9 protein-coding genes are annotated in these 10,913 nt (G+C 74.9%); 7 read left to right on the top strand and 2 right to left on the bottom strand.

The window, feature by feature from the left end:
• Positions 1-105 precede the first annotated feature (105 nt).
• A complete protein-coding gene (locus ACFW1I_RS21640) occupies positions 106-1,818 on the top strand; it encodes a serine/threonine-protein kinase (RefSeq protein ID WP_384672347.1) in 1,713 nt (570 codons plus the stop codon).
• Between the two features lie 30 nt (positions 1,819-1,848).
• A complete protein-coding gene (locus tag ACFW1I_RS21635) occupies positions 1,849-3,867 on the top strand; it encodes a prolyl oligopeptidase family protein (RefSeq protein WP_384672345.1) in 2,019 nt (672 codons plus the stop codon).
• A 9-nt stretch (positions 3,868-3,876) separates the two neighbouring features.
• On the opposite strand, the gene ACFW1I_RS21630 is transcribed toward ACFW1I_RS21635, so the two are convergent.
• Positions 3,877-4,860, bottom strand: coding sequence for a LuxR family transcriptional regulator (locus ACFW1I_RS21630; RefSeq protein WP_384672343.1), 984 nt, complete (start codon positions 4,858-4,860; stop codon positions 3,877-3,879).
• A gap of 150 nt (positions 4,861-5,010) precedes the next feature.
• Between ACFW1I_RS21630 and ACFW1I_RS21625 the strand changes: the two genes are divergently transcribed.
• On the top strand, positions 5,011-6,423 hold the full coding sequence (locus tag ACFW1I_RS21625) for an aminopeptidase P family protein (protein ID WP_384672340.1): 1,413 nt from the start codon (positions 5,011-5,013) through the stop codon (positions 6,421-6,423).
• Positions 6,424-6,429: 6 nt separating this feature from the next.
• Here the strand turns inward: ACFW1I_RS21625 and ACFW1I_RS21620 are convergent, their stop codons facing one another.
• Complete coding sequence (locus tag ACFW1I_RS21620) at positions 6,430-7,239, bottom strand: N-formylglutamate amidohydrolase (RefSeq protein WP_384672338.1); 810 nt, start codon at positions 7,237-7,239, stop codon at positions 6,430-6,432.
• Positions 7,240-7,362: 123 nt separating this feature from the next.
• On the opposite strand from ACFW1I_RS21620, the gene ACFW1I_RS21615 reads away from it, so the two are divergent.
• The 4 genes from ACFW1I_RS21615 to rox all read left to right on the top strand — a co-directional run bounded on the left by ACFW1I_RS21615 (position 7,363) and on the right by rox (position 10,821).
• Positions 7,363-8,280: a glutaminase gene (locus tag ACFW1I_RS21615; protein ID WP_384672335.1), complete on the top strand. Its 918-nt coding sequence runs from the start codon at positions 7,363-7,365 to the stop codon at positions 8,278-8,280.
• 84 nt (positions 8,281-8,364) lie between these two features.
• Positions 8,365-8,571 (top strand): cold-shock protein, encoded by a 207-nt coding sequence (locus ACFW1I_RS21610; RefSeq protein ID WP_384672333.1) that lies wholly within the window; start codon positions 8,365-8,367, stop codon positions 8,569-8,571.
• 77 nt (positions 8,572-8,648) lie between these two features.
• Entirely contained in the window at positions 8,649-9,221 is a 573-nt protein-coding gene (locus ACFW1I_RS21605) for a GNAT family N-acetyltransferase (protein WP_384672330.1), read from the top strand.
• Between the two features lie 160 nt (positions 9,222-9,381).
• The gene (gene rox, locus ACFW1I_RS21600; protein ID WP_384672328.1) at positions 9,382-10,821 is read left to right on the top strand and encodes a rifampin monooxygenase; all 1,440 of its coding nucleotides are present in this window, start codon (positions 9,382-9,384) and stop codon (positions 10,819-10,821) included.
• The last annotated feature ends 92 nt before the right edge of the window (positions 10,822-10,913 follow it).

Here is a 10,913-nt window from a genome sequence, read left to right as displayed (position 1 = left end):
GCGCACGCGCTCCCACCCCACCCCCCGCGCGCCCCCCGGGCGCCCCGCGCGCCCCCGCCGCCCGGGCCCCGGGGCTGTCACCCCGACCGCCTACGATGACGGCCCATGAGCACGAGTGACGACGACGGCAGACCTCTCGTCGACGGACGGTTCCGGCTGATCTCCCGGCTGGGCAGCGGCGGCATGGGCACCGTCTGGCGGGCCCGCGACATCGCCCTCGACCGGGACGTCGCCCTCAAGGAGGTCCGCCCGCCGGACCCGGCCGCCGAAGAGGCCCACCCCGGCCTGACGGCCCAACTGAGGGCCCGGGCGGTCCGCGAGGCCCGCGCGCTCGCCCGCCTCTCCCACCCGCACGTCGTGACGGTCCACCACATCGTCGAGCCCGCCGACGGCTCCGCCCCGTGGATCGTCATGGAACTCGTCGAGGGGAGCTCCGTCGCCGACCGGCTCGCCGCCGGACCGCTCCCCGTCCCCGAGGCCATCGCCCTCGGCCGGCAGGTCCTCGGCGCGCTCCGCGCCGCCCACGCCGCCGGCATCCAGCACCGCGACGTCAAACCCGCCAACGTCCTGCTGCGCGCCGAAGGCGGCGCCGTCCTCACCGACTTCGGCATCGCCGACTTCGACGAGTCCACCTCCCGGCTCACCGCCTCCGGCGACCTCATCGGCTCCGCCGAGTTCATCGCCCCCGAGCGGGTGCGCGGCGAGGAGGGCAACCCGGCCTCCGACCTGTGGTCGCTCGGCATGCTCCTGTACGTGGCGACCGAGGGACACCACCCGCTGCGCCGCGCCACCAGCCTCGCCACCGTCGTCGCCGTCCTCGACGACCCGATCCCGCCGCCGGTCCGCTCCGGCGCGCTCGGCCCCGTCCTGAACCGGATCCTCGTCCGCGACCCCGCCCTGCGCCCCGACGGCGCCGAACTCGAACGCCTCCTCGCCGAGGCGGCGGCCGTCCCCGCCGACGCCGTGCCGCCGGGCTTCGGCCCGCCGACCCCCGTCGCGTACCCGGCACCCCCGCCCCACCCGTACGCCCCGCCGGCCCACCGACAGCCCCTTCCGGCCCGCGCCCCCGACCGGCGCAGGCGTCTCGCCAGGCTCACCGGCGGCCTGGTCCTCGCGGCGGCGCTGCTCGCCCTCGGCATCAGCCAGTTCCTCCCGAAGGGCGGCGACGGCGGCAGCACCGGCGGCCTCGGCCTGGGCACCGGCGACGGCAAGCAGACCGGCTCCACCGGCTCGACCGGCTCGACCGGATCGACCGGCTCGACCGGATCGACGGGATCGACGGGATCGACCGGCCGCACCGCCTCACCCGGCGGCACGTCCGCCGGCACCCCGACGACCACCGCTCCCACGACCCCCGCCGCCGGCTCGAACCTCACCCCGGCCGGCGTCCGCACCGCCGTCGCCGCCTTCAAGGACGCCACCGGTGTGTCCACCGTCAAGCAGCTGGTCGTCTACGAGGAGTACGTCGTCGCCGAGATCCCCACCAAGCCCGGCGCCAGGACCTACGACCGGTACATCTACCGGGACGGCGAGGTCAGCCGGCAGGGAGTCGGCGGCACCATCGGCGCCTCCGACGCCGACGAGCAGCCGTTCGACCCGACCACGATGCCCTGGGACGACCTGCCGGAGCTGGCGAAGCGCGCCGACCGCGAGCTCAAGGTCGAGTCGCCCACCTCCCGGTACCTGATCGCCGAGCGCTGGTCCTTCAACAAGGACCGCCCCACCCTCCTCGTCTACCGGACCAACGACTACTCCGCGACGGGCTACCTCGCCGTCGACGCCGACGGGACCCAGGTGCACAAGGAGATCGCCGACTGAGCGGACCCCGCCGCCGGGCGGCGGGGGACAATGGCCCGCGTGAACCATGACGACCCGTACCTGTGGCTGGAAGACGTCGACGGCGAGGCCGCCCTCGCCTGGGTGGCCGAGCGGAACGCGGAGACCGAGGCCGAGCTCGCCGCCGGGCCCGGCTTCGACGCCTTCGCCGACCGCCTGCGCGAGGTGCTCGACGCCGTCGACCGCATCCCGTACACCACCCGCCGAGGCCCCTGGCTCTACAACTTCTGGCAGGACGCCGAGCACGTACGGGGCCTGTGGCGGCGCACCACCCTGGAGCAGTACCGCAAGGACGCCCCCGAGTGGGAGACGCTCCTCGACGTGGACGCGCTCGCCGAGGCCGAGGGCGAGAAGTGGGTCTGGGCCGGGGCCCGGGTCCGGCGGCCCGCCCACGACCGGGCCCTCGTCAGCCTCTCCCGCGACGGCGGCGACGCCACCGTGGTCCGCGAGTTCGACCTGGAGTCCCGCGCCTTCGTGGACGGCGGCTTCACCGTGCCCGAGGCCAAGACCAGCATCGGCTGGATCGACGCCGACACCGTCTTCGTCGGCACCGACCACGGCCCCGGCTCGCTCACCGACGCCGGCTACCCCCGCACGGTCCGCCGCTGGCGGCGCGGCACCCCGCTCGCCGAGGCCCCCACCGTCTTCGAGGGCGCGCCCGCCGACGTCTCCGCCTGGGCCTGGCACGACGCCACCCCCGGCTACGAGCGCGCCTTCGTCGGCCGCTCCCTCGACTTCTTCCGCAGCGAGACCCACCTCCTCACCGCCGACGACCGGCTCGTGAAGATCGAGGTCCCCGAGGACGCCGAGGTCTACGCCCACCGCAAGCACCTGATCGTCACCCTCAAGTCGCCCTGGCTCGGACACCCCGCCGGCGCCCTGCTCGCCTTCGACTTCGACGCCTTCCTGGCCGGCGACCGCACCGCCGAGGCCCTCTTCACCCCGGACGAGCGGACCGCGCTCGCCGGCCACTCCTGGACCCGGCACCACCTCGTCCTGGAGACCATGCGGGACGTCAGCACCCGCATCGAGGTGCTCACCCCGCGCGAGGAGGGCGGCTGGTCGCGCGCCCCGCTCGCCGACGTCCCGCCGCTGTCGGCGGTCGCCGTCACCGACACCGACCCGGACGTCTCCGACGAGTACTTCCTCGACGTCTCCGGCTTCCTCCAGCCGTCCACGCTCACCCGCGGCACCATCGGCGGCGACACCGAGATCCTCCGCCAGGCCCCGGCCCGCTTCGACACCACGGGACTCTCCGTCGAGCAGGCGTTCGCCGTCTCCGAGGACGGGACCCGCGTCCCGTACTTCGTCGTCGGCCCCGACCGCTCCCAGGGCCCCGGCCCCACCCTCCTCTACGGCTACGGCGGCTTCGAGGTCTCCCTCACCCCGTCGTACGCGGCCCTCACCGGCCGCGGCTGGCTGGAGACCGGCGGCACGTACGTCATCGCCAACATCCGCGGCGGCGGCGAGTACGGCCCCGACTGGCACCAGGCCGCGCTCGGCGCCCACCGGCACCGGGCCTTCGAGGACTTCGCGGCCGTCGCCCGCGACCTCGTCGCCCGCGGCATCACCACCCCGGAACGGCTCGGCGCGGCCGGCGGCAGCAACGGCGGCCTGCTCATGGGCGCCATGCTCACCCGCTACCCGGAGCTGTTCGGCGCGATCGTCTGCCAGGTGCCGCTGCTCGACATGGTCCGCTTCCACAAGCTGCTGGCCGGCGCCTCCTGGATCGCCGAGTACGGCGACCCCGACGACGAGGCCGACCTGCCGCACCTGCGCGAGCTCTCCCCGTACCACCGGCTCACCGCCGACGCCTCCTACCCGCCGGTGCTGCTCACCACCTCCACCCGCGACGACCGGGTGCACCCCGGCCACGCGCGGAAGGCGGCGGCGCGGCTGCGCGAGCTGGGCCACCCGGTGCTCTTCCACGAGAACACCGGCGGCGGGCACGCGGGCGCCACCGACAACGCGCAGGCGGCCCGCAACAAGGCCCTGATGTACACCTTCCTGCGCAAGCACCTGGGCTCCTGACCCGAGCGGTCAGAGCCAGCCGTGCCGCTGGGCCTGGAGCGCCAGCTGGAAGCGGTTGGTCGCGCCGAGCCGGGCCATCAGGACCTGGATCCGGCGGAAGAGGGTGCGGCGGCTGACGCCGATCTCCCGGGCGATCACCTCGTCCGCCGCACCCCCGGCCAGCAGCCACAGCAGCCGACGGTCGGCCGGCCGGAGCCCGCCCGGGAGCGCGGTGCGGCCGTGGAAGGGCAGCGCGTCCCGCCAGGACTGCTCGAAGAGCGCCACCAGCGCCGAGAGCAGTCCGCACGGCTGCACCACCAGCATCGTGTGGTGCACGTCGGCCTCCCGGATCGACAGCGAGACCAGCGCGTACGCGTCGTCGATGATCACCAGCTTCACCGGCACCGAGGGCAGCACCCGGGCCTGCTCGCCCGCCGCGATCACCGGCTCGATCGCCTCCTCCAGATGCCCCGGCTGCTCCAGCGAGGCCCGCGAGTAGATCACCCGCTGGGTGACGCCCCGGGCCAGCGTCGCCAGCGCGTCCTCGGTCGAACCGGGGATCACCAGGTACGGCGGCGAGTCCATCTGCCGGATCTGCTGCCGGGCGCTCGCCCACGCCTGCCGCAGCCGGGGCCCGATCGCCGCCCCGGTCACCACCTCCACCAGGTCGTCGTCGTGCGCGGCGAGCCGCTGCCGCCGGAACGCCTCGAAGGCGCCGCCCACCGTGATCCGGGACTCGTCCAGCTCCGCCGCCCGGTGCCGGCCCAGGATCTCCAGGCCCGCCGCCGGCGGCACCGGCGCCACCGTGTCGGCGCCCGCCGCCGCCGCGCTCGCCAGCCCCGCGTCGACCAGCTCCCCGTACGCCTCCGCCAGCGCCGGCCCGTCGAGCCCGGCCGCCGCGCCGATCGCCTCCAGCGGCGCCGGGGCCCGCTCCAGGAGCACGTGGTACACCCGCGCCGCCCCCTCGCCGAGGCCCAGGAGCCGCAGGGCCTCGCCCAGTCTCGCGTTCGCCATGGCACCCATTCTGGGCGCCCCCAGCCCCTCCCGGTGTCCGATCCGTGCCACTGGCACTCCTGGGCCCCATCGGCCCGCGCGGCGGGCTACGGTCCGTGAGCCGCCGACGACCGGCGGTTCCACGAGGCATTCACGACGAAGGAGCACGACGTGGCGAAGGGTCGCAAGAACGGCCTCTACGACGGCGTATCCGAGGAACTCTCCGCGCTGATGCGGACCGGCTGGGCCGACACCGAGCGGCACGACCTGGTCCAGGCCGAGCAGGCGCCGTACGCCGCCGCCCGCCGGGCCGCGCTCTCCGCGCGGTTCCCCGGCGAGCGCCTGGTGGTCCCCTCCGGCAACCTCAAGGTCCGCTCGAACGACGACACGTACCCCTTCCGCCCGCACTCCGCCTACGTCCACATGACCGGCGACCAGGCCCGCGACTGCGCGCTCGTCCTGGAGCCCCGCGCCGACGGCGGCCACGACGAGCACTGTTACGTGCTGCCCCGCGACGGCCGCGACGACGACACCTTCTGGATCGGCTACACCGCCGAGCTGTGGATGGGCCGCCGGCTCTCCCTCGCCGAGGCCGAGCGCGTCCTCGGACTGCCCTGCCGCGACGTCCGCGAACTGCCCGCGCACCTGGCCGCCGGCGCCGGCGTGCCCACCCGGATCGTCCGCGGCGTCGACCCCGCCCTGGAGGCGGCCGTCACCACCGACGAGGAGCGCGACACCGAGCTGGAGGACACCCTCAGCGAGCTGCGCCTGGTCAAGGACGCCTGGGAGGTCGGCGAGCTCCGCAAGGCCGTCGACTCCACCGTCCGCGGCTTCACCGACGCCATCGGCGACCTGTCCACCGCCGTCGCCACCTCCGAGCGGTGGATCGAGGGCACCTTCTTCCGCCGCGCCCGCCTGGAGGGCAACTCGGTCGGCTACGGCTCCATCTGCGCCGCCGGCGACCACGCCACGATCATGCACTGGACCGCCAACGACGGCCCGGTCCGCCCCGGCGAGCTGCTGCTCTTCGACGCCGGCGTGGAGACCCACTCCCTCTACACCGCCGACGTCACCCGCACCCTCCCCATCAGGGGCACCTTCACCCCGGTCCAGCGGCAGGTCTACGACGCCGTGTACGAGGCCCAGCAGGCCGGCTTCGACGCCGTGAAGCCCGGCGCCCCCTACCGCGCCTTCCACGAGGCCGCCCAGCGGCACCTGGCGGCCCGGCTGGTCGAGTGGGGCTTCATCGAGGGCCCGGTGGACCGCGCGTACGAACTCGGCCTCCAGCGCCGCTTCACCATGGCCGGCACCGGCCACATGCTCGGCCTCGACGTGCACGACTGCGCCTCGGCGCGGAACGAGGAGTACGTCGACGGCGTCCTCGCGCCGGGCATGGTCCTCACCGTCGAGCCGGGTCTCTACTTCCAGCCCGACGACCTGACCGTGCCCGAGGAGTGGCGCGGCATCGGCGTCCGCATCGAGGACGACCTGCTGGTCACCGAGGAGGGCCACGAGAACCTCTCGGCCGGTCTGCCCCGCACCTCCGCCGAGGTGGAGGAGTGGATGGCCCGCGTCGCCGGCTGAGCCCGCTCAGGCGCCCCGCGCGGACACCCGGTCGACCAGCACGGCCAGGGCGTCCGCGAGGGCGCCGAGCCCGGGACCGGCCGCGCCGCCCGGCTCGGCCATGTACACGTCCCGGCGGATCTCCACCATCAGGGCGCTGACCTCCGGCTCCCGCCCGTAGTGCCGCAGCGGCACGTACGTCCCCGCGAAGGGGCTGTCGATCCCCGTGCCGCCGAACCCGGCGAACGCCTCCCGGGCCGCGTCCAGCAGCCACCCCGGGGTGTGGAAGGGGTCCGTGCCCAGGCAGACGGGCGGCCGCGGGCCCTCGCCGTGCAGCTCGTACGGGAGGGCCCGGGTCGGGTACGAGTGGACGTCGACGACGACCGCCCGCCCGGTCGCGGCGAGCCGGCCGGCGACGGCCTCGGTCATGGCCCGCGCGTACGGCTCGAAGTACCGCTCGATCAGCGGCCGTCCGTCGAAGCCGGCCGGCCGCAGCTCCTCGCGGTGGGTGGTCCGGGTGTAGACCGCGCCCATGCCGCTGGCGAGCATCTCCTCCCGCTCGTCCGGGAACCGCTCGGGGTCCACCACGAGCCGGGAGAGGCCGTTCACGAACCGCCAGGGCGTCCGCCCCGCCGCCGTGGCGGCGCGGGCGGCGATCTCCGCGGTGTGGGCGTCGGTGATGTGGTCCAGTTCGCGGCCGAGCGCGGCGTCGTCGAGGACGATGCCGTCCCGCACCGCGGCCGGTATCTCCCGCGCGGAGTGCGGGACGTGGAGGAGGACCGGGGAGTCCGCGGCCCCCGGGTGGAGCCGGAACGGGGCGGAGGGGCTGTCGGCCACGGCGTGCTCTCCCTGCTGCTGGACGGGCGGTGGATCGATCCGGTGATCATGGCACCCGGGACCGACAGCGGACCACGGCCGGGCCGCCGGACCGCTCCCCGCCGGACGCGGCACAATACGATCATGATGCAGTCGTTCCTGCCCGTCCTCGAACGCGTCGCCGAGGAGATCGAGGCCCTGGCCGGCCGGGGTCGCCCGGCCGACTACATCCCGGCGCTCGCGGCCGGCGACCCGCACCGCTTCGGGATGGCCGTCGCCGAGCTGGACGGCAGCGTGTACGGCGTGGGGGAGTGGCAGCGGCCCTTCTCCACCCAGTCCGTCACCAAGGTCTTCAGCCTCGCGCTCGCCCTCGCCAAGGAGGGCGACGAGCTGTGGGAGCACGTGGGCCGCGAACCCTCCGGCAACCCCTTCAACTCCCTCGTGCAGCTGGAGTACGAGCGGGGCATCCCCCGCAACCCGTTCATCAACGCGGGCGCGCTCGTCGTCACCGACCGGCTGCACCGGCTCACCGGCGACGCCTCCGGGGTGCTGCGGGACTTCCTGCGCGCCGAGAGCGGCAACCACGACCTCGACTTCGACCGGGACGTGGCCGCCTCCGAGACGGAGCACGGCGACCGCAACGCGGCCCTCGCCCACTTCATGGCCTCGTACGGCAACATCACCACGCCCGTCCCCACGCTGCTGCGCGAGTACTTCCGGCAGTGCTCGGTCGAGGCGTCCTGCGCCGACCTCGCCGTCGCCACCGGCTTCCTCGCCCGGCACGGCATCCGCGCCGACGGCAGCCGGCTCCTCACCCGCAGCCAGGCCAAGCAGATCAACGCCGTCATGCTCACCTGCGGCACCTACGACGCCGCCGGCGACTTCGCCTACCGGGTGGGCCTCCCCGGCAAGAGCGGGGTCGGCGGCGGCATCATCGCCGTCGTGCCCGGCCGCTGCACCCTGTGCGTGTGGAGCCCCGGCCTCGACGAGCGGGGCAACTCGGTCGCCGGCGTCGCCGCCCTCGACCGCTTCACCACCATCACCGGCCTCTCCGTCTTCTGAGCCCCGGCCCGGCTGGCGGGGCCGCCCCGCACGGGGTACAGATCCGGTGGGGCGCCGTGCGCGCCCGGAGCGAAGGAGGTCGCCGTGGACAACCGCACCACCGGATTCGTGCAGTCCTTCAACCGCCGCGCCGGCTACGGGTTCGTGCTGCCCGTCGGATCCGAGGAACCCGTCTACTTCCGGGCGGAGGACGTCGAGGACGGCGTCCGCGCCCTCTCCGAGGGACAGCAGGTCACCTTCGTCCTGGCCCTCGGCGAGGGCCGCTTCGAGGCGCGCGAGCTGCGCACCTGAACCGGAGGCGCTTCCTCCGTACGGAGCATCGTGCGCCGCCCGTGCGCCGGGGGCGGCGCCCGTGCCAGGGTGGAGGCATGAGCATCGAAGTGCGTCCGGCTTCCGTCTACGAGGACGTCCGCGCCGTGATCGGCCCCAAGTCGCCCACCGCCAACGTGTGTTTCTGCCTGAGCTACCGGATCCCGACCAAGCTCAACAAGGAACTGCGCGAACCGGAGAGGGGCGAGTTCGTCGCCGGCCTGTGCGCCAAGGAGCCGCCACCGGGCGTCCTCGCCTACGACGACGGCGAACCGGCCGGCTGGGCCGCCGTCGCCCCCCGCGCGGAGACCCAGTTCGCCCGCAACCGGAAGATCCCGCACGTCGACGACCTGCCGGTCTGGTCGCTCTGGTGCATCCGGGTCCGCCCGGGGCACCGCAAGAAGGGCGTCAGCCACGCCCTGATCGCGGGCGCGGTCGAGTTCGCCCGCGCGCACGGGGCGCCGGCGCTGGAGGCGTACCCGCTGGACAACGGCGACGCGCGGGTCGACCTGACGATGGCGTATCCCGGGCTGCGGAAGAACTTCGAACGCGCGGGCTTCGTGTGGGCCGCCGATACCACCTCGGTGCTCTCCGGCCACCCCCGGATCCTGATGCGGTACGACCTGAGCTGACCCCCGGAGCCCGGCGGAAGGCGCCGCACACGACGAAGGCGGGGAACCACCGGTTCCTCGCCCTCTTCAACGTATAGCGCATGGGGGGCCTTGCGGCAAGACCCCGTCCCTGGCGCAGAATCGGCGCTCGTACCGCACAGACCGATGGGGGAATGCCTACATGTTCGATGCCGATGTCCTTGTGATCGGCGGCGGGCCGACCGGGCTCGTGCTGGCCTCCGAGCTGCGCCTGTGGGGCCTGCGGCCGCTCGTCCTGGAGAAGGCGGCGGAGCCCAGCGGGCACAGCCGGGCGCTCGGGCTGCACGTCCGCAGCATCGAGGTGATGGACCAGCGCGGGCTCCTCGACCGCTTCCTCGCCCGCGGGCAGCAGTACCGGGTCGGCGGCTTCTTCGCCGGGCTCGGCACCAGCTGGCCCGAGGGCCTGGACACCGCCCACTCCTACGTCCTTGGGATCCCGCAGAACGTCACCGAGGAACTGCTCGACGAGCACGCCCGCGAGCGGGGCGTGGAACTGCGACGGGGGCAGGAGCTGGTCGGGCTCGACCAGGACGCGGAGGGCGTGACAGCGGAGCTGGCCGACGGGACGCGGCTGCGGGCCCGCTGGCTGGTCGGCTGCGACGGCGGCCGCAGCACCGTCCGCGCCCTGACCGGGATCGGCTTCCCCGGGCTGCCCGCCCGGCACGAGACGCTCATCGCGGAGGCGCGGATCGGGGTCCCGTGGGAGGAGGTCGTCCCCGTGGTGGCCGAGGTCCGCAAGACGCAGATGCGGTACGGCGTGATGCCGCTCGGCGACGGGCTCTTCCGCTTCGTCGTGCCCGCCGCCGGGCTCTCCGCCGACCGCTCCGCGCCGACCCTCGACGAGCTGAGGGAGCGTCTGACCGCCGTCGGCGGCACCGACTTCGGGATCCACGAGCCCCGCTGGACGTCCCGCTTCGGCGACGGCACCCGGCAGGCGGAGCGGTACCGCGAGGGCCGGGTGCTGCTCGCCGGCGACGCCGCCCACATCCATCCGCCGACCGGCGGCCAGGGCCTCAACCTCGGGGTGCAGGACGCCTTCAACCTCGGCTGGAAGCTGGCCGCCGAGGTGCTGGGCTGGGCACCCGAGGGGCTGCTCGACACGTACCACTCCGAGCGCCACCCGGTCGCCGCCGCCGTGCTCGACAACACCCGCGCCCAGATGGAGCTGATGTCCGAGGAGCCGGGGGCGCGGGCGGTGCGCCGGCTGCTCGCGGAGCTGATGGACTTCGACGAGGTCAACCGGCACCTGATCGGGAAGCTCACCGCGATCGACATCCGCTACGGCTACGCGGAGGACGGCGACCCGGCCCTGGTCGGCCGTCGGCTGCGCGACGTGCCACTGAAGGAGGGGCGCCTCTACGAGGCGGCGCGCGCCGGGCGCGGACTGCTGCTCGACCGGACGGGGACGCTCTCGGTGGCGGGCTGGGAGGACCGGGTGGAGGTCGTCGTGCCCGCCGGCGACGAGCCCGGTGTGCCGGCGGCGCTGCTGCGTCCGGACGGACACGTGGTCTGGGCCGGCGACGACCCGTGGGAGCTGCGCGAGCGGCTGGAGCGCTGGTTCGGGGCGTCGGCCCAGAGCTGACCCGGCCGGACGGGCCCCCCCCCCGGGGGGGGGGGGGGGGGGGGCCCCGGGGCCGGGGCGGGGGCGCGGGGCGGCGCGCGGGCCGGCCCTAG

The organism is Streptomyces sp. NPDC058955 (assembly GCF_042741435.1).
In the GTDB taxonomy this organism is placed as follows: domain Bacteria; phylum Actinomycetota; class Actinomycetes; order Streptomycetales; family Streptomycetaceae; genus Streptomyces.
Note: the sequence above shows the minus strand (reverse complement) of the source record. Positions and strands in the feature narration are given on the sequence as shown.